Here is a 24,870-nt window from a genome sequence, read left to right on the forward strand (position 1 = left end):
TGAACCCGCTCCCACAGGGATATCAGAATCTCTGGAACTTGTGAGGTACCTGTGGGAGCGGGTTTACCCGCGAAGAGGCCGGTGCAGGCAGCAGATTCAGACCTGACTGACCGGAATATCCCCTGCCCCTTTGCCCTCCCGCCGCTCACCCATCCAGGCATTGACCTTCTGCCCGAACTCGGCCGGCGCCTTGCGCCCGAACCGCCGCGCCAGATCAAGGATGGTCTGCTGCGCCAGGGCCTCTTCCATGCGCTTCTGCGCACCCAGCATCACCGCGTGGATCGCGCAGGTGCCCTCGGTCGCCCAACCCGGCGGCGAACCCTCGAACAGGCTGCAACGCTCGCGAACTTCGCGGCAGTCGAAGATCTTCTTCGGCCCGTCGATGGCATTGACGATATCCAGCACGGTGATTTCATCCGACGGCCGCGCCAGCCGGAAGCCGCCACGCACGCCCTCGGTGGCGGCCACCAGACCGGCACGGGCCAGCTTGGTGAATACCTTGGCCAGGTACTCCTGGGGTACACCCTGCAACTCCGCCAGGTCGCGCACGCTGGACTCGCGCGAGTCGCCCCGCTCGTCCACCAGGAACAGCAGGCAATGGATACCGTATTCGACGCCAGCACTGTAGAGCGACATATCTATCTCCGACCAATCTTGTCGCAAATAATACGCCTATAGCATCCGCACCGCAAAGCGCAAAGCTGCCGTCTGTCGGCCTTGTTTATGCCTTAAGCCCAGTAAATACAGCTATTCGAGCCGTGAAATGGTCATGCGGAGTGTCGGCATGTGGGAAAAAAGACTTGCACGCACTAACTACGATCAATACAGTCGTAGTTATTCGAGAGGCACACAACCCGCCCTCGAAGCCCCTTTCGAACCTTGCGGAGCATCTTCATGAAATCGAACATCCTCATCATCGGTGCCGGCTTTGCCGGTGTATGGAGCGCCCTGAGCGCTGCGCGCCTGCTCGATCAGGCCCAGCGCGCCGACATCAACGTCAGCGTCCTCGCTCCACAGCCTGAACTGCGCATCCGCCCGCGCTTCTACGAGGCCGACGTGCACGGCATGAAGGCCCCGCTGGGCGAGCTGTTCGAAGCAGTGGGCATTCATTTCATCCCGGGCAACGCCGACAGCATCGATACCGAAGGGCGCAGCGTCAGCTACACCGACGCCCACGGGCACCGGCAACAGATCGCCTACGACCGCCTGATCCTCGCCGCCGGCAGCCAGGTCGCACGCCCGGCAGTGCCTGGCCTGGCCGAACATGCATTCGATGTCGACCAGATGGAATCGGCCATGCGCCTGGAACAGCACCTGGTCGGTCTGGCCACCCTGCCAGCTTCGCCTGCACGCAACACTGTGGTGGTCTGTGGCGGTGGCTTCACGGGTATTGAAACCGCCACGGAAATGCCTGCCCGCCTGCGTGCCATCCTCGGTGCCAGTGCAGCGGTGCGGGTGGTGGTGGTCGACCGCGGTGCGCAAGTTGGTGCGGCGCTGGGCGCCGGTATCACCCCGTCGATCATCGCCGCCTGCGAACAGGCCGGGGTCGAGTGGAAGGCCGGAGCCTCGGTGGTGGCTGTCGATGCCGGTGGCGTTACCCTGGACAACGGCGACCATATCGCCAGCAACACCGTGATCTGGACCGTTGGCGTGAAGGCCAGCCCGTTGACCGCACAGGTTGCCGGCGAGCGTGACAACTTCGGCCGGCTGAAAGTGGACGGCCACCTGAAGGTGCTCGGCCAGGACCATGTTTACGCCACGGGCGACACCGCCTGGGCCGCTGTGGACGAGCTGGGCAACCACGCCCTGATGACCTGCCAGCACGCCATCCCCATGGGCCGCCACTCCGGCAACAACGCCGCGGCCGACCTGCTCGGCCTGCAGCCGGTGGTGTACCGCCAGCCCAAGTACGTCACCTGCCTGGACCTGGGCGAATGGGGCGCGACGTTCAGCGAGGGTTGGGAGCGCGAACTGAAGCTGCACGGCCAGGAAGGCAAAGACCTCAAGCGCCAGATCAACTCGGTGTGGATCTACCCGCCAGCGGCTGATCGCGCCCTGGCACTGGCCGCTGCCGACCCGCTGATCGCGATCGTCTGACCGCAGCGAGGTGCGAGCTGAAATAACTGGGGCCGCGTTGCGGCCCATTCGCAACGCAAGGCTGCTCCTACATGCAATGCGATTGCTTTGTAGGAGCAGCCTTGCGCTGCGAATGGGCTGCAACGCAGCCCCTGTTACAGCAACGCCAATCTATCAGTCATTCACACTCACAACCCGCCCCGCCTTCTCGGCAGCCTTGCCCCGGGTCGCCAGGCAGTAATACAGCGGCACCGTCACCAGCAAGCCGAACAGCCACGACAGATCAGCCCCTTCGACGATATTGGAATACGGCCCCACATACAGCGACGTGTTGGCAAACGGCAACTGCACCAGGATGCCGCAGGCATAGGCAATGATCGCGTGGTGGTTGAAGCGGCCATAGATGCCGCCGTCAGCACTGAAGATCGAGGCGATGTCGTACTGGCCCTTCTTGATCAGGTAGAAGTCGATCAGGTTGATCGACGCCCACGGCACCAGCACCAGCAGCAGTGCCAGGATCAGGCCGATGAACTGGCCGATGAAGTCCGCCGAGGCATTCAGCGCTACCAGGCCGCAGCCCACCAGAATCACCGAAGCCAGCACCACCCGCACCTTGATGCTCGGCGTCCACTCGGCGACGAAGGTCTGGATCGCGGTGACGATCGACAGCACCGCGCCATACAGGTTGAGGGCGTTGTGGCTGATGATGTTGAGCAGGAACAGCACCATCAGGATCGGGCCCAGCCAGCCGGTGGCCTGCTTGACCGCATCCATTGCATCGGTGCCTTCCGGCACGCAAAGCACCGCCACCGCACCAAAGCTGAAGCACAGGATAGTGCCCAGGGTAGCGCCGAAGTAGGTGGCCCAGAACGGCTTGGCAATGCCCACTTCACGCGGCAGGTAGCGCGAATAGTCGGAGGTATACGGCGAGAAGCTGATCTGCCAGATGGTGCCCAGCGACACGGTGGCGATGAAGCCCGACAGGTTGAACGCGCCACGGCTGAAGAAGTCGGCCGGCAGTTCCTGGGCGAACATCATGATGAAGCCGGCCAGTAGCGCCGAACCCATCACCCAGGTACCGATGCGGTTGAGGATGTGGATGAAACGGTAGCCGATCACGCCAATGGCGGTGGCACTCAGCGCACCGATCACGATCGCGCCGGGCATCGGCACGCTCGGGGTGATGCCGTGGATGGTCTTGCCCGCCAGGACGATGTTGGAAATGAAGAAGCCGACATAGATCAGCGCGGTGAAGAACACGATCAGCAAGGCGCCGTAGCGGCCGAACTGGCCACGGCTCTGCACCATTTGCGGAATGCCCAGCTGCGGTCCCTGCGCAGAGGCAAGGGCAATGACCACGCCCCCGACCAGATGGCCCAGCACGATGGCGACCAGCCCCCATAACAGGTTCAGGTGGAATACCTGGACCACCATGGCGCCGGTGACGATGGGCAGTGGCGCGATGTTGGTACTGAACCAGAGGGTGAACAGGTCGCGCGCCTTCCCGTGGCGCTCGGCAGGTGGAACGTAATCGACCGTGTGATTCTCGACAAACTGGTGTTGCGACGACGGTTGGGACATAGGATTTCAGCTCGAAAGGTCGTTTTTATCTTTGTAAGGAAACCGCATCTAGGCGGCCTCTCAGCTGCGGACCATATTATGGTATTCCAAACTTTTGACAACACTGATCCGTAGGAAAAAACGCCCACTGATCCGCTCGCGCAACCCCTGCGGCAAACAGCCTCACCGCTCAAGCCCACGGTATACGCGGGCTTGAGCCGTTCATCGCGCAACACCCCTGCTTGAAAATTCCGCTTGCAAAATAGGTATTACGGTATACCATCAGACACATCAACGATAAAAACCGCGGACCACCGCAGCCCTATAGAGGTACACCAGATGATCGACGCAACCGTCTACAAGCATGTCCTGGGCTCCTTCCCGTCCGGCGTTACCGTCATCACCACCCTGGACGACGATGGCTCGGTCGTCGGCCTGACCGCCAGCGCCTTCTCCTCCCTGTCGATGGACCCGCCGCTGGTGCTGTTCTGCCCCAACTACACCTCCGACTCCTACCCCGTGCTGATCAGGCAGAAGCGCTTCGCCATTCATCTGTTGTCCGGTGAACAGCAGGCCGAGGCCTATGCGTTCGCCAAGAAGGGCAAGGACAAGGCCAGCGGCATCGAGTGGTCCCTGAGCGAACTGGGCAACCCGATCCTGGCCGGTGCCACCGCAGTCATCGAATGCGAACTGTGGCGCGAATACGAAGGTGGCGACCACGCCATCATGGTCGGCAAGGTGCACAACCTGATCGTCCCTGAAGAGGCGCCACGGCCGATGGTGTACTGCCGCGGCAAGATGGCCAGCCTGCCGGCCTTTGCCTGAAGCCTATTCTGAATCGAGACCGCTGGCGCCAACCCTGCCAGGCGCCAGCCCCTTTCAAGCGTTGAGGAAAGCCCCATGAAATTTTCGTTGTTCGTGCACATGGAACGTTGGGATGAACAGGTCAGCCACCGCCAGCTGTTCGAAGACCTGACCGAACTGACCCTGATGGCCGAGCACGGCGGTTTCAGCACCGTGTGGATCGGCGAACACCACGCCATGGAATACACCATTTCGCCAAGCCCGATGCCGCTGCTGGCCTACCTGGCTGCGCGCACCGACAAGATCCGCCTGGGCGCCGGCACCATCATCGCGCCGTTCTGGAACCCGATCCGCGTGGCGGGCGAATGCGCCCTGCTCGACGTGATCAGCAAGGGCCGCATGGAAGTGGGCCTGGCCCGTGGCGCCTACCAGTTCGAATTCGACCGCATGGCAGGTGGCATGCCGGCCACCGACGGCGGCAAGGCCCTGCGCGAAATGGTGCCGGTGGTGCGCAAGCTGTGGGAAGGCGACTACGCCCATGACGGCGAAGTGTACAAATTCCCCACGTCCACCAGCGTGCCGAAGCCCTACAACGCCGTACCGCCGATGTGGATCGCCGCCCGCGACCCCGACTCGCACAACTTCGCCGTGGCCAATGGTTGCAACGTCATGGTCACCCCGCTGATGAAGGGTGACGAGGAAGTGCTGGACCTGAAGAACAAGTTCCAGGCCGCCCTGGACAACAACCCGGGCGTGCCACGCCCGCAACTGATGGTGCTGCGCCACACCCACGTGCACAGCCCGGCCGAGCCGGAAGGCTGGAAAGTTGGCGCCCAGGCCATCTCGCGCTTCTACCGCACCTTCGATGCCTGGTTCGGCAACAAGACCACCCCGGTCAACGGCTTCCTAGAGCCGAGCCCGGAATCGAAGTTCGCCGAAGTGCCGGCGTTCGAGCTGGAGAACATCCGCAAGAACACCATGATCGGCACGCCGGAAGAGATCATCGCGCGTATCAAGTACTACCAGGAACTCGGCGTCGACGAGTTCAGCTTCTGGTGCGACAACAGCCTGCCCCACGCCGAGAAGAAGAAATCGCTGGAGCTGTTCATCAAGGAAGTGGTGCCGGCGTTCGCCTGATTTCCCATTACCTGAAACATTGCGGGACGCGCCCGCTCCCGTGGGCCCTGCGGCCCGCGTGAGCGGGCTTTTTTTGGGGGATTGATCCGTTGCCTGTACCGGCCTCTTCGCGGGTAAACCCGCTCCCACAGGTATGGCGCAGACATGAACCCTGTGGGGTACCTGTGGGAGCGGGTTCACCCGCGAAGAGGCCGGTACAGAACGCCACAAAAACCCCGATACACAGCGCCTTTCGTCCCCTCGCAAGAGAAATTTCCAGCCACCTCTTGCACAACAAATATTATGGTATACCATCAGACAACAAGAGCTGATAACCCTCACCAGGAGCCACCCATGAGTTTCGAAATCCGCAAGATCGTCACCTACTCCGAAGAGACCCGCATCGAAGGCGGCAAGGCCACCGACAAACCGGTGACCATGGTCGGCCTGGCCGTCGTGATCAAGAACCCATGGGCCGGTCGCGGTTTCGTTGAAGATCTGAAGCCGGAAATCCGTGCCAACTGCTCGGACCTGGGTGCCCTGATGGTCGAGCGCCTGACTGCAGCCATCGGCGGCGCCGACAAGATCGAAGCCTACGGCAAGGCCGCAGTCGTCGGTGCCGACGGCGAAATCGAACACGCCTCGGCGGTGATCCACACCCTGCGCTTCGGCAACCACTACCGTGAAGCGGTACAGGCCAAGAGCTACCTGAGCTTCACCAACAAGCGCGGCGGCCCGGGCACCTCGATCCAGATCCCGATGATGCAGAAGGACGACGAAGGCCTGCGTTCGCACTACATCACCCTGGAAATGCAGATCGAAGATGCCCCGCGTGCCGATGAGATCGTCGTGGTCCTGGGCGCCTCCGACGGTGGCCGCCTGCACCCGCGCATCGGCAACCGCTACATCGACCTGGAAGAACTGGCTGCCGAAAAAGCCAACGCTCAATAACAACAACCAAGACGGGCCGGGGCGTGGCGTGCTTACCCGCCGCGCCCGACCTTCAAGGAGCGCCCTCCATGATTCAGCCTGTCGCTGAACGCACACCCGCCGGCACCAGCTACCTGTCCGTCGGCCAGGGCCAACCCGTGGTACTGATCCACGGCGTGGGCCTGAACAAGGAAATGTGGGGCGGTCAGTTCGTTGGCCTGGCCAACGACTACCGCGTCATCGCCTACGACATGCTCGGCCACGGCCAGAGCGCGCTGCCAGCCGCCGACATCGGCCTGGAAGGTTATGCCGCGCAACTCGCCGAACTGCTCGACCACCTGCAGATCGCGCAAGCCACCGTGATCGGCTTTTCCATGGGCGGCCTGGTCGCCCGGGCGTTTGCCCTCGAATACCCACAGCGCCTGGCTGCACTGGTAGTGCTCAACAGCGTGTTCAACCGCACCCCCGAGCAGAGCGCCGGCGTTATCGCCCGCGCCGCCCAGGCTGCGCAGCTTGGCCCCGACGCCAACGTCGACGCCGCGCTCGACCGCTGGTTCAGCCGTGAATACAAGGCTGCCAACCCGGCGCAGGTCGCCGCCATTCGCCAGGTGCTGGCGAGCAACGACCCGCAGGGCTACCACACCACTTATTCGCTGTTCGCCACCCAGGACATGTACCGCGCCGCCGACCTGGCCAGCATCCAGGTGCCGACGCTGATCGCCACCGGCGAACTCGACTCGGGCTCCACCCCGGCCATGACCCGCCAGCTTGCTGCCAGCATTCCTGGCGCACACAGCGTGGTCCTCGCCGAGCAACGGCATATGATGCCGGTGGAAGCACCGCGTGAAGTCAACAAGATGCTGCTGGACTTCCTCGCGCAAGCCCGCACCCTCACCGAATCCGCCAAGGGGATTGTTGCATGACCCTCGTTCGTTTCCAGATGTGCATCGACGGCCAATGGCGCGATGCCCAGAGCGGCAAGACCTTCGACAGCCTCAACCCGGCCACCGCCCAGGCCTGGGCGCAACTGCCCGACGCCGACGAGGCCGATGTGGAGCTGGCCGTGCAGGCCGCCCAGCGCGCCTTCGACAGCAAGGAGTGGCGCAGCATCACCGCCACCGCGCGCGGCAAGCTGCTGCGTCGCCTGGGTGACCTGATTGCCGAAAACAAGGAACACCTGGCCCAGCTGGAAAGCCGTGACAACGGCAAGCTGATCCGCGAAACCCGCGGCCAGGTCGGCTACCTGCCAGAGTTCTTCCACTACACCGCAGGCCTTGCCGACAAGCTTGAAGGCGGCACCCTGCCGCTGGACAAGCCCGACCTGTTCGCCTACACCGTGCACGAGCCGATCGGCGTGGTGGCCGGGATCATCCCGTGGAACAGCCCGCTGTACCTCACCGCCATCAAGCTGGCCCCGGCCCTGGCCGCCGGCAACACCATCGTGCTCAAGCCGTCCGAGCACGCCTCGGCGACCATCCTCGAGCTGGCCCGCCTGGCCCTCGAGGCCGGCTTCCCGGCTGGTGTGGTCAACGTGGTCACCGGCTACGGTCCCAGCACCGGCGCGGCGCTGACCCGCCACCCGCTGGTGCGCAAGATCGCCTTCACCGGCGGCGCCGCCACCGCCCGCCACGTGGTGCGCAGCAGCGCCGAGAACTTCGCCAAGCTGTCGCTGGAGCTGGGCGGCAAGTCGCCGAACATCATCTTCGCCGATGCCGACCTGGACAGCGCCATCAACGGCGCCGTGGCAGGCATTTATGCCGCGTCCGGGCAAAGCTGCGTGGCCGGCTCGCGCCTGCTGGTGCAGGACGAGATCTTCGACGAGTTCGTCGAACGCCTGATCGCCCGCGCCAAGCGCATCCGCATCGGCAACCCGCAGGACGATGCCAGCGAAATGGGCCCCATGGCCACCGCGCAACAGCTGGCCGTGGTCGAAGGCCTGGTGGCCGCCGCCAAGGCCGAAGGCGCCAAGCTGCACATGGGCGGCAAGCGTGCCGAGGTCGAGGGTGACGGCTGGTTCTACGAGCCGACCCTGTTCGAGTGCGACAGCAACTCGATGACCATCATGCAGGAAGAGGTGTTCGGCCCGGTTGCCGCGGTAATCCGCTTCAAGACCGAGGAAGAGGCCCTGGCCATCGCCAACGACTCGCAGTTCGGCCTGGCCGCCGGCATCTGGACCCGCGACCTGGGCCGTGCCCACCGCCTGGCCCGCGACGTGCGTTCGGGGATCATCTGGGTCAACACCTACCGTGCCGTGTCGGCCATGGCGCCGATCGGCGGGTTCAAGAACAGCGGCTACGGCCGTGAGAGCGGCATCGATTCGGTGCTGGCCTATACCGAGCTGAAGACGGTGTGGATCAACCTGTCCACGACGCCGATGCCCGACCCGTTTGTGATGCGCTAAGAGGTAGCACGAGATGATCGAACCAGGCATCTACAAAGACGTGATGGGCTCGTTCCCGTCCGGCGTCACGGTGGTCACCACCCTGGACGCCGACGGTGGCATCGTCGGCATCACCGCCAGCGCGTTCAGCGCGCTGTCGATCGACCCGGCGCTGGTGCTGTTCTGCCCCAACTACGCCTCCGACACCTACCCCATCCTGCGTGACAGCAAGCAGTTCGCGATTCACCTGCTGTCCGCCGACCAGACCGCCGAGGCCTATGCCTTCGCCGGCAAGGGCAAGGACAAGGCCAAAGGCATCGACTGGCACCTGAGCGAGCTGGGCAACCCGCTGCTGGCCAAGGCCACGGCGATCATCGAATGCGAGCTGTGGCGCGAGTACGACGGCGGTGACCACGCGATCATCGTCGGCGCGGTGAAGAACCTGGTGCTGCCGGCCGAGCCGGTGACCCCGATGGTCTACCACAAGGGCAAGCTGGGCGCCCTGCCCCCCTTGGGTTGATAGACCGCGTTGGCTTCTTCGCGGGCTCGCCCGCTCCCACAGGTACTGCGTAGGTTTCAGCACCTGTGCAATCGCTGCGGGAGCGGGCAAGCCCGCGAAGAAGCCAACACCGATGACCCTGTTTTTAGGGGCCGCGTCATCGTCTCACCCTCGGTTGCGTCCCCTGTTTTATTTTGGAGTACTGCACATGAGCAATGAAAAGTACGAAAAAGGCCTGCAGATCCGCACCCAGGTACTGGGCGAGGACTACGTCAACCGCTCGATCCAGAACGCCGACGACTTCACCAAGCCGTTGCAGGAGCTGGTCACCGAATACTGCTGGGGCCACGTCTGGGGCCGCGAAGGCTTGTCGCTCAAAGAGCGCAGCATGATAAACTTGGCCATGATTTCCGCGCTCAACCGGCCCCACGAGCTCAAGCTGCACATTCGCGGCGCCTTGCGTAATGGCCTGAGCCGTGAACAGATTCGCGAGATCCTGCTCCAGGTCGGCATTTATTGCGGCGTGCCCGCGGCGGTGGACAGTTTCCGCCTGGCCCGCGAAGCGTTCGCTGAAGCCGATGCGGAGTCAACCCGTTAACACCGGGCTGTTCGAACCCACGCAAGGAGCACCCAAGGTTCGTGGTGCTGTTGCGGTTGCGGCCGGGCAGCCTCTTTAAGAGCGCACTTGATGAAACGCCAGCCACTCGACGACAGCTTCAAGGTCAATCGCAACCCCGTTACCCTGCGCGAAATCGTGCTCGACAAGCTGCGCGCCGCGATCATGAACTTCCACCTGCTGCCAGGCGATCGCCTGGTCGAGCGCGACCTCTGCGACCGCCTCGGCGTCAGCCGCACCTCGGTGCGTGAAGCCCTGCGCCACCTGGAATCCGAAGGCCTGGTGGAATTCGCCGACGCCAAGGGCCCGCGCGTGGCCATCATCACCCTGGAAGACGCCCGCGATATCTACGAGCTGCGCTGCGTGCTCGAAGGCCTGATCGTGCAGCTGTTCACCCTGAACGCAAAGGCCAAGGACATCCGCGCCCTGGAACGCGCGCTGGAGGTCAACCGCGAAGCCCTCGAGGAAGGCGAACTGCAACAGGTGCTGGACTCGGTACAAGGGTTCTACGATGTGCTGCTGGAAGGCTCCGGCAACCAGGTGGCCGCCCAGCAGCTGCGCCAGTTGCAGGCGCGCATCAGCTACCTGCGCGCCACCTCGGTGTCGCAGGAGAACCGCCGCGGCGCCAGCAACCGCGAAATGGAAAAGATCGTCGAGGCGATCAAGAGCGGCGACCCGCTGGTTGCCCACCAGGCCTCGGTCGACCACGTCCGCGCCGCCGCCAAGGTGGCCCTGGACTACCTGCGCCAGAAGCAGGATGACAACGTCAAGGTGCGCGAGATGGTCGAGCCCCTGGCCTTGAAGGATCCCCGCATATAAGCAACCCACAGGCCACCGATCATGCCCAACGCCCCGCGCTACTGCCCGCACTGCACCACGGAACTGGCCCGGGGCGTTCCCACAGGCGACACCCACGAACGCCTGCACTGCACCGGCTGCGGCTACATCCACTACATCAACCCGAAGATCATCGCCGGCTGCATCATCGAGCGTGATGGCAAGTACCTGCTGTGCCAGCGCGCCATCCCGCCGCGCCCCGGCACCTGGACCTTGCCGGCCGGGTTCATGGAGGCCGGCGAAACCACCGAGCAGGCAGCCCTGCGCGAGGTCTGGGAAGAAAGCGGCGTACGTGCCGAAATCGTCTCGCCGTACTCGATCTTCAGCGTCCCGAAGATAAGCGAGGTCTACATCATCTTCCGCGCCATCGCCACCGAGGAAACCGGGCAGTACGGGGCGGAAACGCTGGCCTACAGGTTCTTCGAGCCGGACGAGATCCCGTGGGATGAAATCTACTATCCGGCAATCCGGCAGATTCTCGAGCGCTATATCCTCGAGCGGCAAGCCGGGGTTTATGGCATCTACATGGGCAATGACGACACTGGCAAGGTGCACTTCATTCGCTAGCTTGTACCGGCCTCTTCGCGGGTAAACCCGCTCCCACAGGTTCGGTGCACACCTTGAGCAATGTGCTATCCCTGTGGGAGCGGGTTTACCCGCGAAGAGGCCGGTACAGCCACCAAAAATTCTCGCCAAACGTCTCCCACAGGTACGGTGCATACCTTGAGCAAGGTGCTATCCCTGTGGGAGCGGGTTTACCCGCGAAGAGGCCGGTACAGCCCCAAAAATTCTCGCCAAACGTCTATTCTGGATGCACCCTTAAGGCCTTACGCAAAAAGGACCAGCAGAGCACATGGCAAAATGGCTAGACGGCGGCGGTCTGATGGCCGAGCGCATCCGCAACCACGATTGGGCCGCCACCCCGCTGGGCCCGCTGGAGCACTGGCCCGACCCGCTGAAAACCAGCCTGGCCCTGTGCCTGGCCTCGCGCTTCCCGCAAGCCGTGCTCTGGGGCCCTGACCTGCTCACCCTGCACAACGACGCCTTCTCGCAGATACTCGGGCAAAAGCCCTCGGCATTGGGCATCCCCTTCCGCGCCGTTTGGCAGGAAGCCTGGGCCGACATCGGCCACATGGCCAACCGCGCCCTGGCCGGCGAGGCGGTGTACATCGAAGACTTCCCGCTCGTCATCGACCGCAACGGCGGCCCCGAACGGGCCTATTTCACCTTCTGCTACAGCCCCATACGCGACCACGACGGCAAGGTGCTGGGCATGCTCGATACAGTCACCGAAACCACCGCCAGCGTGCTCGCCAACCAGCGCCTGAACTTCCTCGACGACCTGGGCCGCGCCGTGGCAGACGCCACCGACCCGGACCAGATCCTTGCCACTACCACGCGCATGCTGGTGGAGCACCTGCAACTGTCGAGTTGCGCCTATGCGGTGATGGAGCCCGACGAAGACGGTTTCACCATCTGCGGTGACGCCGTGGCGCCCGGTTCGCCGCATCTATTGGGCCGCTATCGGTTACAGGATTTTGGCAAGCTGGCGCTCGGCCGCCTGCGCAATGGCCTGCCGCTGGTCATCCAGGACAACCTGAGCGAGCTGTCCCCGGAGGAAGCTGCCACCTTCCAGGCCATCGGCATTACCGCGACCATTTGCATGCCCTTGATCAAAGGCGGCCGACTGACCGCGCTGATGGCCATCCACGACAAGGTGCCACGGGAGTGGACCCACTATGAACAGACGCTGATCAGTGAAGTCACCGAGCGCTGCTGGGCGCATATCCAGCGGGTACAGGCCCACGCCGAGGTCCGCGAAGCCATGGCAGCACTGGAGGCGATGAATGCCACTCTCGAACAGCGCGTGGATGAACGCACCAGCCAGTTGCTGCACACAGAAGCCGTGCTGCGCCAGACCCAGAAGCTCGAAGCCATCGGCCAACTGACCGGCGGCGTGGCCCATGACTTCAACAACCTGCTGACCATCATTCGCTCGTCGCTGCATTTTCTGCAGCGCCCAAACCTCGACGCACAGCGCCGCGAGCGCTACCTCAAGACCATGTCCGACACTGTCGACCGCGGTACCAGGCTGACCGGCCAGTTGCTGGCCTTCGCCCGCCGCCAGGCCCTAAGCCCGCAAGTGTTCGAGGCCGGGCCACGGCTGGAGGCCATGGCCGACATGCTCGACACGGCCACCGGGGCACGGATCCAGGTCGAGCTGCAGTTGCCGCAGGCGCCTTGCCATATCCGCGCCGACCTCAACCAGCTGGAAACCGCGGTAATCAACCTGATGCTCAACGGCCGCGACGCCATGGCCGGCGAAGGCACCTTGCAGCTGCGCCTGCAGGCTGACCAGTCACTGCCCGCCCTGCGCGGCCAGGCGCCACAGCCGGGCCCGTTCGCGGCGATTTCGGTGAGCGACAGCGGTGTCGGCATAGCCGCCGAACTGCTGGAGCGCATCTTCGACCCGTTCTTCACCACCAAGGCACCGGGTGAAGGCACCGGGCTCGGGCTGTCGCAGGTGTTCGGTTTTGCCAGGCAGTCCGGGGGCGATGTGCAGGTGAAGAGTGTGCCGGGCCAGGGCACCACCTTTACCTTGTACCTGCCCCAGGAGCCGCCGCCTGAGGTCTAGCGGTCAACGCCGCCCTTCGGCCAGCATGCGCACGGCCAGGCCCGCCAGCACCGTACCCATCAGCCAGCGCTGAACCTGCTGCCACAGCGGGCGACCGGCGAGGAATACGGCGATCGACCCGGCCATGATCGCGATCAGTGCATTGACCGAAACGCTGATGGCGATCTGCGTCGACCCCAGCACCAGCGACTGCAGCAGCACGCTGCCATGCCCCGGCTCGATGAACTGCGGCATCAACGACAGGTACATGACGGCGATCTTGGGGTTTAGCAGGCTGGTGGCAAAGCCCATGGTGAACAGCCGCCGCGGGCTGTCGGCAGGCAGGTCGCGAACCTGGAACGGCGACCGGCCACCAGGGCGCAGCGCCTGCCAGGCCAGGTACAACAGGTACAGCGCGCCACCGATGCGCAGCGCGTCGTAGGCAAAAGGCACGGCCATCACCAGGGCGGTGATGCCCAGCGCGGCGCAGAACATGTAGATGACGAAGCCAAGGGCCACACCACCCAGCGAAATCAGCCCGGCCTTGCGGCCCTGGCAGATCGAGCGGGAGATCAGGTAGATCATGTTCGGCCCTGGGGTCAGGACCATGCCGAGACAGATCAGGGCGAAGGTGAGCAGTTGCGTGGTTTCGGGCATGGGGCACTTCCTGGTTGTGCGTTGAAGTGCTGCGAGTTTATCCGAGGCCATGCATGTCGTCTTTACCCTTGGCTCTCGCCTGCCAGGTTAACGCGGCAACCTGTAGGAGCGGCCTTGTGTCGCGATAGGGCTGCAAAGCAGCCCCAGGATTTCAGCGCAGGTGCACAAATCGCCGGGGCTGCTTTGCAGCCCTATCGCGACACAAGGCCGCTCCTACAAGGGCTAACGCACGCCAGTGAGTCAGCTGATCTGGCCGGCTATCAAGCCCAGGGCCACCGTGATCATCGCCACCCCCGACACCCGGCCAACCAGTTTCGCCGCCCCAGGCCGGGTGCTCAGCACGGCTTTGGCGCCAAAACCGACCAGCGAATAGATCACCAGCGAGCTGCACAGGTGCACCAGGCCCAGCAGCAAGATCTGCAACGGCACCGGCCAGCTCGACTGCGGGTCGGTGAACTGCGGCAACAGGGCCAGGAACAGCAGGAACACCTTCGGGTTCAGGCCACTGACGCAAAACCCTTTCAATGCCCAGCGGGACCCCGACTCCCCCGCACCATCCTGCCCGGCCGCCGGCAAGGCGGGGCTCAGCAGCAGGTTGCCACCCAGCCACAGCAGGTAGCTGCACCCCGCCAGGGTCAGCAAGGTCAGCGCCAGCGGGTGGCCGGCCAGCAGGCTGCCGACCCCTGCCGCCACCACCAGGGTCGCGAGGAAATGCCCCGACAACATCCCCGCCACCGCAGGCATCACCCAGCGCCCCCGCATGCCGGCCGAAATGGCATAGGCCCAGTCCGCGCCCGGGGTAATCACGAACAGCATCGACACGGCCCAGAACGCCGTCAGAACACTGAGAGCCACTTGAATCTTCCTTTTTCCACTGCTTTGGGATGACGAAAGATTACGGATTCCGCCGAGGGATTTTCTTTCGTATATTCCCCAACAGCCCTCAATTACTGGAAGATCCTTCTCAATGGACAGGACTGATCGAAAAATCCTTGCCGAACTGCAAAAAGATGGTCGGCTATCGGTGACCGAACTGGCCGACCGTGTGGGGCTCAGCCTGTCGCCCTGCCATCGGCGCTTGAAGGCGCTGGAGGAGTCCGGGGCGATTCTTGGCTATCACGCCCGCCTGGCGCCGAGCGCCCTGGGGCTGAACTTTGCCGCGCTGGTGTTCGTGACCTTGCGCGAAGTCACTCGCCAGCCGGTAGCGGACTTTGAAGCGGCGCTGGCCGAAATCCCGCAGATCGTCGAGGCGCAGCGGCTGTTTGGCGACCCGGATTATCTGCTGCATGTGGTGGCCAAGGATTTGCCGGCGTTCCAGAAGCTGTATGACGAGCAGCTGACCAGCATTCCCAATGTAAAGCGATTGAGTTCGACGCTGGTGATGAAAGAGGTGATTCAGGATCGGTTGTTGCCAATGTAGCGTTGTTGCCTGTGCCGGCCCTTTCGCGGGTAAACCCGCTCCCACCTTGACCGCATTGATTTCAAGTCATGCGCATTACCTGTGGGAGCGGTTTCACCCGCGAAAGGGCCGACACGGGCGACATTTTTATCTGCCCTGCAAACGCGCACGGCGCCCCAGAAAAGCACACCGCTTCTTACCTCCATATTGCCCAAACCCCTCTAGCCCAAGCCCTCCCGCACCCTGGCACCCTCCTTGCTACCGTCCCCCGCTTAACCTTTTGTCAGCCTTAGGTTTTTTAAGGTTTATGGGCACATATTTACTAATTTCTCGTTATCCCCGCGCCCCGCATCATCGCTCCAACAAGAACGCGTCGCCCTTCGCCGGCACGCCCCCGGGCAGCTCCCGATGCCCTACCTTGCCTTGGAGTCAGTCATGACCAGTGCAGCCAATTCGGCACCCCTCATAGAAAAACACACGATCGGCTACGTGCCCCCGCAAGACCGCCATGGAAAGGTAAGGGATCTGTTCACACTGTGGTTCGGCGGCAACATCGCGCCGCTGCCCATCGTCACAGGCGCGCTGGGCGTGCAACTGTTCCACCTGAACCTGGTGTGGGGCATCGTCGCCATCCTGGTCGGCCACCTGGTCGGTGGCGTACTGATGGCGCTGCACTCGGCCCAGGGCCCGCAGATGGGCATCCCGCAGATGATCCAGAGCCGCGCCCAGTTCGGCTCGCTCGGCGCGCTGCTGGTGGTGGTGATCGCCGGGGTCATGTACATCGGCTTCTTCGCCTCCAACATCGTCCTCGCCGGCAAGTCGCTGCACGGCGTGGTCGATGCCGTGCCGGTACCGGTGGGCATCGTCATCGGTGCGCTGGGCTCGGGCATCATCGGCATCATCGGCTACCGCTTCATCCACGTACTCAACCGCATCGGCACCTGGGTGCTGGGTATCGGCATCGTGGTCGGCTTCGGCTACATCTTCAGCCACGTGCAAAGCGACGACTTCCTCACCCGCGGCGGCTTCAACCTGGCCGGCTGGCTGGCCACCGTGTCACTGGCGGCGCTGTGGCAGATCGCCTTTGCACCCTACGTGTCGGACTACTCGCGCTACCTGCCGGCGGACGTGAAGGTCAGCTCGACGTTCTGGACTACCTACCTGGGCTCGGCCCTGGGTTCGAGCCTGTCGTTCATCTTCGGCGCCGTGGCGGTGCTGGCGATCCCGGCCGGCATGGACACCATGGATGCAGTCAAGCTGGCCACCGGTACCCTCGGCCCGATCATGCTGGTGCTGTTCCTGCTCAGCGTGATCAGCCACAACGCACTCAACCTGTATGGCGCAGTGCTGTCGATCATCACCCTGGTGCAAACCTTCGCCCACCGCTGGATCCCCACCGCCAAGAGCCGCGCCGTGCTGTCGCTGGTAGTACTGACGGCCTGCTGCGTGGTGGCGGTGTTCGCCTCGGCGGACTTCATCGGCCACTTCGTCGACATGGTGCTGGTGCTGCTGGTGGTGCTGGTGCCGTGGACAGCGATCAACCTGATCGACTTCTATGCCATCCACAAGGGTGACTACGATATCCAGTCGATCTTCCAGGTCGATGGCGGTATCTACGGGCGCTACAACCCGCAAGCGCTGATCGCCTATGCCGTGGGTATCGTGGTGCAGATCCCGTTCATGAACACGCCGCTGTATGTCGGGCCGATTTCCGAGCATATCAACGGAGCGGACCTGTCGTGGCTGGTGGGGCTGGCGGTTACTTCGCCGCTGTACTGGTGGCTGGCCAGCCGTGATAGCGCCTACCGTCGCCGGCAGATGAGTGCCAAGGTGGCCATGGGGCACTGATTCGAACTGTCCTGGCCTCTTCGCGGGTGAACCCGCTCCTACATGGATATCGCACGTCTCAGGATCTGTGCTTTCCCTGTGGGAGCGGGTTTACCCGCGAAGAGGCCGATACAGGCAACACATCAATCAGAGGTTGTAGGCCCGCTCATTGTGCTCCGCCAGGTCCAGCCCCTGTTCTTCCTCTTCCCGGCTGGCCCGCAGCCCGATGGTCAGCTTGATCGCCCCCAGAATCGCCCAACTCACCACAAAGCAATACACGAAGGTGAACGCCACCCCCTTTAACTGCACCAATGCCTGCCCGACCGGTGATGCACCCTCCACATAACCGCCCAACGCAGGCGCGGCAAAGACCCCGGTAAGGATCGCGCCGACCATTCCGCCCACGCCATGCAGGCCGAACACATCCAGGCTGTCGTCGTAGCCCAGCGCCTGCTTCAACCGGGTCACGGCAAAGAAACAGATGGCCCCGGTCAACAACCCGATCACCAGCGCGCCCAGCGGCCCGACGAATGCACAGGCCGGGGTAATCCCGACCAACCCTGCCAAAGCCCCTGAAGCCGCACCCAAGGCCGTCGGCCGACCATGCGCCACCTTCTCGCTCAGCAACCAGCCGACAATCCCCGCACAGGCCGCCACCATGGTCGCCAGCATCACCACCCCTGCCGCCTGGTTGGCCGCGAGCCCCGAGCCGACGTTGAAGCCGAACCAGCCCACCCACAGCAACCCGGCCCCCACCAGGGTGAAACCGAGGTTGTGCGGCGGCATGGCCACCTGCGGGTAGCCCTTGCGCTTGCCCAGCATCAACGCCGCAGCCAGCGCTGCCACGCCGGAGTTGATATGCACGGCGGTACCGCCGGCAAAGTCCAGCACACCCCAGTTGACCATCAACGCCCCCGGCCCGCCCCAGACCATATGCGCGATCGGCGCGTACACCAGCACGAACCAGGCGGCCATGAACAGCAACGAAGCACTGAACTTCATGCGCTCGGCAAAACCACCGGCAATCAGCGCCGGGGTAATGATGGCGAAGGTCAGCTGGAACACTGCGAACACGCCTTCGGGGATGGTGCCGACCAGGCTGTCATGGCCGATGTCCAGCATCAGCGCCTTGCCCAGCCCGCCAATGAAGCTGTTGAGGGTCAGCTGGCCCTCGACCATGCCGGTGGTGTCTACCACCAGGCTGTAGCCGAACAGCACCCAGAGAATGCCGATCACCCCGGCCACCGCGAACAACTGGGTGAATACCGAGAGGAAGTTCTTGGCCCGCACCATGCCACCGTAGAACAGTGCCAGGCCCGGGATGCACATCATCAGCACGAACATCGCGGCGCAGATCATCCAGGCGGTGTTGCCGGTGTCCAGGGTGGGGTCGGCGGCCTGGGCCCGAGTGGTCAGGGCTAACAACATTACAGCGAGGGTGAGGTGCTTCATGGAGTCACTCCTGTGTGAATGGTGGGGGTGCCCTGGGGCCGCAAAGCGGCCCCCGACGCTCAACTCAATACTGCGCCTGCCCCGGCACCCAGGCAGTCCCCGCCAACGGCACCCGTGCCATCGCCGCAGCCTCCACGGTCAACGCCACCAGGTCCTCCGGGTCGAGGTTGTGCAAGTGCGACTTGCCACACGCCCGCGCCATGGTCTGCGCCTCCAGCACAAGCACCCGCAAGTAGTTGGCCAGCCGGCGCCCGGCCTCCTCCGGGTTCAGGCGCCTGGCCAGCTCCGGGTCCTGGGTGGTAATGCCGGCCGGGTCGCGGCCGTTCTGCCAGTCGTCATAGAAACCGGCCGCCGAGCCGATCTTCTTCAGTTCGGCATCCAGCCGCGGGTGGTTGTCACCCAGCGCGATCAGCGCCGCAGTGCCAATGGCCACCGCATCAGCCCCGAGGGCCATGGCCTTGGCCACGTCGGCACCATTGCGAATACCCCCGGAGACGATCAGCTGCACCTTGCGGTGCATGCCCATTTCCTGCAGCGCCTGCACTGCCTGCGGAATGGCCGGCAGGATCGGGATGCCGACGTGCTCGATGAACACTTCCTGAGTCGCGGCGGTACCGCCCTGCATGCCGTCGAGCACGATCACATCGGCACCGGCCTTCACCGCCAGCTTCACGTCGTAGTACGGGCGGCTGGCGCCGATCTTCACGTAGATGGGTTTTTCCCAGTCGGTGATCTCGCGGATCTCGGCAATCTTGATCGCCAGGTCATCCGGCCCGGTCCAGTCCGGGTGGCGACAGGCGCTACGCTGGTCGACGCCGATCGGCAAGGTGCGCATGCCCGCCACCCGCTCGGTCACCTTCATGCCGAGCAGCATGCCGCCACCGCCCGGCTTGGCACCCTGGCCGAGGACGATCTCGATGGCATCGGCCTTGCGCAGGTCGTCGGGGTTCATGCCGTAGCGCGACGGCAGGTACTGGTACACCAGGTGCTGCGACTGGCCGCGTTCCTCCGGGGTCATGCCGCCGTCGCCAGTGGTGGTGCTGGTGCCGGCGATGGTCGCACCACGGCCCAAGGCCTCTTTGGCGTTGGCCGACAGCGCGCCAAAGCTCATGCCGGCAATGGTCACCGGAATTTTCAGATGGATCGGCTTCTTGGCGAAGCGGGTGCCCAGCAGCACATCGGTGCCGCATTTCTCGCGGTAGCCTTCCAGCGGGTAGCGCGACACGCTGGCACCGAGCAGCAGCAGGTCGTCGAAGTGCGGCACGCGGCGCTTGGTGCCGCCGCCGCGGATGTCGTAGATGCCGGTTTCGGCGGCACGCTGGATTTCCTGGATGGTCAGGCGGTCGAAGGTGGCCGACTCACGCAGTACCGGGGGGAATTGCTCGCTCATGGGAATGCTCCTGGATCAGTACGCGCTGGCGTTGTCGACTTTGAAGTTGTACAGCTGGCGAGCCGAGCCGTAGCGTTTGAAATCGGCAGCCTTGTGGTCCAGGCCGGCCTTGTTCAGCAGCTCCTGCAGCTCTTGCAGGTGCTCGGCGCGCATCTCTTTCTCGATGCAGTCCGAACCCAGTGACTGCACCGAACCCTTTACGTAGATGCGCACCTCGTACAGCGAATCGCCCAGCGCATCGCCGGCATCGCCACACACCACCAAACGCCCGGCCTGGCCCATGAAGCAGCTCATGTGGCCGATGCTGCCGCCGACGACGATATCCACGCCCTTCATGGAAATACCGCAGCGCGCGCCGGCATCACCCTCGATCACCAGCAGCCCGCCATGGGCTGTGGCGCCGGCGGCCTGGGAGGCGCTGCCCTTGACCCGCACCGTGCCGGACATCATGTTCTCGGCCACGCCGACACCGACGTTGCCATGCACGGTGACGCTGGCCAGCTGGTTCATGCCGGCGCAGTAGTAGCCGGCGTGGCCTTCGATATTCACGGCCACGGCGGCGTTGATGCCCACGGCCAGGTTGTGCTTGCCGTCGGGGTGGGTCACCCGCCATTCGTGGTCCTGCACCTCACCGTGCAGGGACTGGTTGAGGACACGCACCGAGGTGCTGGAAAGGTCGATCGTATTCATGTGGTTCTCCAGTGGTTCGGTGGCAGGTCAGGCGCTTTCGCGTTCCCAGACGTACAGGGTGGCCGGGGCCGGTTCCCAGACCTTGGCGTTCTCGATGCCCGGCAGGCTGGCCAGCGCCTGGTACTCCGAGGCCATGGCCACGTAGTCGTCGGTCTCGGCCAGCACGGCGGGCTTGCAGGCGATCGGGTCGCGGATCACGGCAAAGCCATTGCGGGTGCCGATGGCGAAGGTGAAGAAGCCGTCCAGGTCTTCCAGGGCGCCATCCAGGGCCTGGGACAGGCTGTCGCCCTGCTGCAGGCGCCAGGTCAGGTAGCCGGCGGCCACTTCGGTGTCGTTGTCGGTCTCGAAGCTGATGCCTTCGCGCTTGAGCTCCTGGCGCAGGCGGAAGTGGTTGGACAGCGAGCCGTTGTGCACCAGGCACAGGTCGGCGCCGGTGGAGAACGGGTGGCTGCCCTCCATGGTCACGGCGCTCTCGGTGGCCATGCGGGTATGGCCGATGATGTGGCTGCCTTTCATGCCGGCCAGGCCGAAGCGGCTGGAGATTTCCGCCGGCAGGCCCATGCCCTTGAGGATCTCGATGCTCTGCCCGGCGCTCATGATGCGCACGTCAGGGGCCAGTTCACTCAGGGCCTGGCGGGCCGACGCCTCGCGGGTGTGTACCTTGAGCACGGCAGCGCTGGCGTTCTGGAACCAGTCCAGCGAGCAGCCCAGGCGCCCTTCCAGCTGGCCCATCAGGGCCGCCCAGGGGTAGTTGACGTCAGTGGCCTGCAGGGTCAGCTTGACCCAGCCATCGGCCACTTCGTCGCCGTAGATGGCAAAGCCGGCGCTGTCCGGGCCACGGTCGGTCATGGCTTCGAGCATGGGTTCGAAGAGCTTGCCGAGCTGGGCTTCCAGCTCGGGTTTTTTCAGGTACAGACCTACGATTCCACACATGATGATGCTCCTTACTAGGCAATGGGCGACCGCTTTCGTGCTGGCTGCCCAAGGGATTGGGGGCGCTCAGAAGAATTCGGTGTAACGCTGGATTTCCCAGTCGGAGACGTGGCGGCAGTACTCCACCCACTCCATGCGCTTGAGCTTGATGAACTCGCCGACGATTTCGGCGCCCAGTACCTCGCGGAACAGCGGGTCGGCCTCCAGGGCGTCGGCGGCTTCCTTCAACGACTGCGGCAAGGTCTTGATGCCACGTGCGGCAATCTCTTCCAGGCTCAGGTTGTAGAGGTTCTCGTTGCACATCTCACCCGGCTCCAGTTGGCGGTCGATGCCATCGAGGCCGGCGGCAATGATCGCGGCGGTGACCAGGTACGGGTTGCAGCCAGCGTCCGGCAGGCGGAACTCCAGGCGGCCATAGGGGATGCGCACCATCGCCGAGCGGTTGTTGGCGCCGTAGGCGACAAACGCCGGGGCCCAGGTGGCGCCGGAAAGCGAGCGGCCTACCACCAGGCGCTTGTACGAGTTGACCGTGGGCGCGGCGAAGGCGCACAGCGCCGGGCCATGGGCCAGCAGGCCTGCAGCAAAGTGGTAGGCCAGCTTCGACAGGCCCATGCCGCTGCTGTCGGACGGGTCATGGAACAGGTTCTTGTTGGTACTGCTGGCCAGCGACAGGTGGAAGTGCATGCCATTGCCGGCGCGCTTGGGGTCGGGCTTGGGCATGAACGAACAGATCATGCCCAGGTCGTTGGCGATCTCGCCGGCGGCCATGCGGAAGAAGGTGAAGCGGTCGGCCGACTCCATGGCGTCGCTGTAGGTGTAGTTGATCTCGAACTGGCCGTTGGCGTCCTCGTGGTCGATCTGGTAGATGTCGAAGCCCACCGGCTGCAAGGCCTCGGTCAGGCGCTCGAGGAACAGCCGCGAACGCGACAGGCCCTTGTAGTCGTAGCACGGCTTGTCGAGGTTGTCGGAGGCATCCACCAGTTGCAGCTTGCCATCCTCGTCGCGGCGGAACAGGCTGAATTCGGGTTCCAGGCCGGTGTTCAGGGTCCAGCCCTTGTCGGCCAGGCGCTGCACCTGCTGCTGCAACACATAACGGCTGTCGTAGGGCCAGGGTTGGCCGTTCACGTGGCCTACGCACACCACCCGGCCGTAGCCGGGCTGCCACGGTACCGGGATCAAGGTGGAAAGGTCGCCGCGGGCCATGAAGTCGGGGCCGTGCGGCTCCATGCCCATGCCGCAGATGGCGAACCCGGCAAAGCCGGCGCCCTCCTCGGCCACCATCTTCAGGCCCGAGACCGGCACCGATTTGGTCTTCGCCGAGCCATGAATATCGACGAACTGTGCCAGCACGTACTTGATACCGTGCTGATCGAGGGTGCGCTGGGTTTCTGCTGGCAACATGGGTTGAACACTCCTGGGCAAGGGGCAATGATTCCACACGGGAAACTTACTTTCCTCACAGGAATGCAACGTGCTTGCCAACTTTGTTCAGGGTGCAACCTTGTGTGCCTGTTCGGGTCTCTTCGCGCGCCTGTGGGAGCGGGTTCACCCGCGAAGAGGCCCGCACCGGCAACCCAAAACCCAAGCAGATTTCCATGCTCCATTTATGGGAAACTTGTTTTCACCCGAGGAAAGATGCAGCCACCGTAGCTGCATTTCGCACTTTCCCAGTGCGAAAACTTTATTCTTGAAATGAAACCGTGCAGGACATTCGATGCCAACCGAAACCGAACCGCGCCTTCGCCTGGAGCAGTACCTGGGCCTGCAGATCAAGCGCCAGCGCCAGGCCCAGTCCCTCAAGCTCGCCGACGTGGCGCGCATCGCCGGCATCAGCCAAGGCATGCTCAGCAAGATCGAGAACGCCCAGGTATCCACCAGCCTCGACACCCTCAGCCGCCTGTGCGACGTGCTGGGCATGCCGATGGCCAAGCTGTTCAGCCAATATGACCAGCCCGACGGCAATGCCTTGTTGGTGAAAGCCGGTGAAGGGCTGGAGGTGGTGCGCCGCGGTACCGAGAAAGGCCACACCTACCATTTGCTCAATCACGCCAGGGGACCGAAGAAAAATTTCGAGGCGTACATGGTGAGCATGGACGACGCCAGCGAAGAGTTCCCGACCTTCGCCCACCCCGGCACCGAGTTCCTCCACTTGCTGGAGGGTGAACTGGTGTACCGGCACGGCAACCAGCTCTATCACATGCAGGCCGGTGACAGCCTGACCTTCGACGGCGAGACCCCGCACGGCCCCGAGCAGTTGGTGCAAGTACCCATCCGCCTGTTGTCGATCATGAACTACAGCGACGAGTGACGCGGCGCGCCAGGCACCCGCGGAGAACAGGATGCCAACCGCTGCGCACACTGATGCAAGCGACTAAGCGCCCTCAGGCAGCAGACTGCGATCGAACATGAACGCCCGCTCCCCCTGTGGCGTGTATTGATACAACTGCTGCGGCCGGCCCAGCCTGGGCTGGTTCTTCTCCCCGGTGTCCCTCACCCACCCCAGCTCGCGCAAGCGCTCCAGGCGTTTGCGCAGCGAGGTGTTGTTCACCGCCTGCCCCAGGCAAGCCTGCATCGCGCCTAGCGCATCCAGCACAGTGAACTTCTCCGCCAGCAGGTACAGCGGCAGGCTGCTGTACACCGTCTTCGCCGCCAGCCGCTCACGGGCGCGCTCCACCAACAGGTTGTGATCAAAGGGCAACAGCACCTTGCGCGCCAATACGCTGTCCAAGTCGAAAAACGCCAGTTGCTCGCCCTCGACGGCCTGCCCGGGTTCGAGCAAAGCCAGGTAATAGGTGCTGAGTGACCATCCACGCGGGTCGCGAAAGGCATTGCCCTCGGTACCTACCTGTTCCATGTAGCACGGTACAACCTGGGTTTTCTCGCGCAGTGCACGCTCGGCAGCAGCTTCCAGGCTGGTGTCGGGGGTGCGGCCATTGACGATCACCCCGGGCAAGGCCCATTGGCCGGCATGCGGTTCACGCTCACGACGGTGCAACAGCACCTGCAGATGCTGAGCTTCGGGGGCCATGCGCAGGGCAACGATATCGACGCTGGCCAGGACTTCGACTGCATTCACCGGGGGACTCCTTG

At 63.9% G+C, this 24,870-nt stretch carries 24 protein-coding genes; 14 read left to right on the forward strand and 10 right to left on the reverse strand.

Annotated features, from left to right (window positions below):
- Positions 1-96: 96 nt before the first annotated feature.
- Complete coding sequence (locus WM94_RS15995; RefSeq protein ID WP_003259245.1) at positions 97-636, reverse strand: Rrf2 family transcriptional regulator; 540 nt, start codon at positions 634-636, stop codon at positions 97-99.
- A 258-nt stretch (positions 637-894) separates the two neighbouring features.
- Between WM94_RS15995 and WM94_RS16000 the strand changes: the two genes are divergently transcribed.
- Positions 895-2,097 (forward strand): NAD(P)/FAD-dependent oxidoreductase, encoded by a 1,203-nt coding sequence (locus tag WM94_RS16000; RefSeq protein ID WP_061551657.1) that lies wholly within the window; start codon positions 895-897, stop codon positions 2,095-2,097.
- A 153-nt stretch (positions 2,098-2,250) separates the two neighbouring features.
- Here WM94_RS16000 and WM94_RS16005 read toward each other — a convergent pair whose 3' ends face one another.
- Entirely contained in the window at positions 2,251-3,657 is a 1,407-nt protein-coding gene (locus WM94_RS16005; RefSeq protein ID WP_015270727.1) for a cytosine permease, read from the reverse strand.
- A gap of 318 nt (positions 3,658-3,975) precedes the next feature.
- Between WM94_RS16005 and WM94_RS16010 the strand changes: the two genes are divergently transcribed.
- From WM94_RS16010 to WM94_RS16055, 10 genes are all read left to right on the forward strand, one after another.
- Positions 3,976-4,461 (forward strand): flavin reductase family protein, encoded by a 486-nt coding sequence (locus tag WM94_RS16010; RefSeq protein WP_003259250.1) that lies wholly within the window; start codon positions 3,976-3,978, stop codon positions 4,459-4,461.
- A gap of 75 nt (positions 4,462-4,536) precedes the next feature.
- Positions 4,537-5,577, forward strand: coding sequence for an LLM class flavin-dependent oxidoreductase (locus tag WM94_RS16015; RefSeq protein WP_054572566.1), 1,041 nt, complete (start codon positions 4,537-4,539; stop codon positions 5,575-5,577).
- Between the two features lie 333 nt (positions 5,578-5,910).
- A complete protein-coding gene (locus tag WM94_RS16020; RefSeq protein ID WP_003258678.1) occupies positions 5,911-6,507 on the forward strand; it encodes an amino acid synthesis family protein in 597 nt (198 codons plus the stop codon).
- Between the two features lie 68 nt (positions 6,508-6,575).
- Complete coding sequence (locus WM94_RS16025) at positions 6,576-7,409, forward strand: alpha/beta fold hydrolase (protein WP_013973028.1); 834 nt, start codon at positions 6,576-6,578, stop codon at positions 7,407-7,409.
- On the forward strand, positions 7,406-8,887 hold the full coding sequence (locus WM94_RS16030) for an aldehyde dehydrogenase (protein ID WP_061551658.1): 1,482 nt from the start codon (positions 7,406-7,408) through the stop codon (positions 8,885-8,887). Before WM94_RS16025 ends, WM94_RS16030 begins: the two co-directional genes overlap by 4 nt.
- A 13-nt stretch (positions 8,888-8,900) precedes the next feature.
- Complete coding sequence (locus tag WM94_RS16035; RefSeq protein ID WP_003258675.1) at positions 8,901-9,386, forward strand: flavin reductase family protein; 486 nt, start codon at positions 8,901-8,903, stop codon at positions 9,384-9,386.
- A gap of 187 nt (positions 9,387-9,573) precedes the next feature.
- Positions 9,574-9,963, forward strand: a complete 390-nt coding sequence (locus WM94_RS16040; protein WP_008100863.1) for a carboxymuconolactone decarboxylase family protein — start codon at positions 9,574-9,576, stop codon at positions 9,961-9,963.
- A 90-nt stretch (positions 9,964-10,053) separates the two neighbouring features.
- Positions 10,054-10,800 carry a GntR family transcriptional regulator gene (locus tag WM94_RS16045; RefSeq protein ID WP_013973031.1) on the forward strand — a complete coding sequence of 249 codons (747 nt, stop codon included), beginning with the start codon at positions 10,054-10,056 and terminating at the stop codon, positions 10,798-10,800.
- Positions 10,801-10,821: 21 nt separating this feature from the next.
- Positions 10,822-11,385, forward strand: a complete 564-nt coding sequence (locus tag WM94_RS16050) for an NUDIX hydrolase (protein ID WP_013973032.1) — start codon at positions 10,822-10,824, stop codon at positions 11,383-11,385.
- Between the two features lie 286 nt (positions 11,386-11,671).
- Positions 11,672-13,453 (forward strand): ATP-binding protein, encoded by a 1,782-nt coding sequence (locus tag WM94_RS16055; protein ID WP_061551659.1) that lies wholly within the window; start codon positions 11,672-11,674, stop codon positions 13,451-13,453.
- 3 nt (positions 13,454-13,456) lie between these two features.
- Here WM94_RS16055 and WM94_RS16060 read toward each other — a convergent pair whose 3' ends face one another.
- Both WM94_RS16060 and WM94_RS16065 read right to left on the reverse strand, forming a co-directional pair.
- On the reverse strand, positions 13,457-14,089 hold the full coding sequence (locus WM94_RS16060; RefSeq protein ID WP_023660833.1) for a LysE family translocator: 633 nt from the start codon (positions 14,087-14,089) through the stop codon (positions 13,457-13,459).
- 240 nt (positions 14,090-14,329) lie between these two features.
- On the reverse strand, positions 14,330-14,944 hold the full coding sequence (locus WM94_RS16065) for a LysE family translocator (protein WP_061551660.1): 615 nt from the start codon (positions 14,942-14,944) through the stop codon (positions 14,330-14,332).
- Between the two features lie 112 nt (positions 14,945-15,056).
- On the opposite strand from WM94_RS16065, the gene WM94_RS16070 reads away from it, so the two are divergent.
- Together WM94_RS16070 and WM94_RS16075 are read left to right on the forward strand one after the other, a co-directional pair.
- Positions 15,057-15,509, forward strand: a complete 453-nt coding sequence (locus WM94_RS16070; protein WP_015270735.1) for an Lrp/AsnC family transcriptional regulator — start codon at positions 15,057-15,059, stop codon at positions 15,507-15,509.
- 414 nt (positions 15,510-15,923) lie between these two features.
- Complete coding sequence (locus tag WM94_RS16075; RefSeq protein ID WP_025338785.1) at positions 15,924-17,336, forward strand: cytosine permease; 1,413 nt, start codon at positions 15,924-15,926, stop codon at positions 17,334-17,336.
- 126 nt (positions 17,337-17,462) lie between these two features.
- On the opposite strand, the gene WM94_RS16080 is transcribed toward WM94_RS16075, so the two are convergent.
- The 5 genes from WM94_RS16080 to glnT form a co-directional block, all read right to left on the reverse strand.
- A complete protein-coding gene (locus tag WM94_RS16080) occupies positions 17,463-18,767 on the reverse strand; it encodes an ammonium transporter (RefSeq protein WP_061551661.1) in 1,305 nt (434 codons plus the stop codon).
- A 64-nt stretch (positions 18,768-18,831) separates the two neighbouring features.
- On the reverse strand, positions 18,832-20,157 hold the full coding sequence (locus WM94_RS16085; protein WP_013973039.1) for an FMN-binding glutamate synthase family protein: 1,326 nt from the start codon (positions 20,155-20,157) through the stop codon (positions 18,832-18,834).
- 15 nt (positions 20,158-20,172) lie between these two features.
- Positions 20,173-20,847 (reverse strand): protein glxC, encoded by a 675-nt coding sequence (locus WM94_RS16090; RefSeq protein ID WP_061551662.1) that lies wholly within the window; start codon positions 20,845-20,847, stop codon positions 20,173-20,175.
- Between the two features lie 27 nt (positions 20,848-20,874).
- Complete coding sequence (locus WM94_RS16095) at positions 20,875-21,780, reverse strand: glutamine amidotransferase family protein (protein ID WP_061551663.1); 906 nt, start codon at positions 21,778-21,780, stop codon at positions 20,875-20,877.
- 66 nt (positions 21,781-21,846) lie between these two features.
- Positions 21,847-23,181, reverse strand: coding sequence for a type III glutamate--ammonia ligase (glnT, locus tag WM94_RS16100; RefSeq protein ID WP_061551664.1), 1,335 nt, complete (start codon positions 23,179-23,181; stop codon positions 21,847-21,849).
- Positions 23,182-23,494: 313 nt separating this feature from the next.
- Between glnT and WM94_RS16105 the strand changes: the two genes are divergently transcribed.
- Entirely contained in the window at positions 23,495-24,088 is a 594-nt protein-coding gene (locus WM94_RS16105) for a helix-turn-helix domain-containing protein (protein ID WP_061551665.1), read from the forward strand.
- 63 nt (positions 24,089-24,151) lie between these two features.
- On the opposite strand, the gene WM94_RS16110 is transcribed toward WM94_RS16105, so the two are convergent.
- Positions 24,152-24,856, reverse strand: a complete 705-nt coding sequence (locus WM94_RS16110; protein ID WP_013973044.1) for an NUDIX domain-containing protein — start codon at positions 24,854-24,856, stop codon at positions 24,152-24,154.
- Positions 24,857-24,870: the final 14 nt, after the last annotated feature.

Source organism: Pseudomonas sp. ABFPK (genome assembly GCF_001586765.1).
GTDB classification, from domain to species: domain Bacteria; phylum Pseudomonadota; class Gammaproteobacteria; order Pseudomonadales; family Pseudomonadaceae; genus Aquipseudomonas; species Aquipseudomonas asiatica.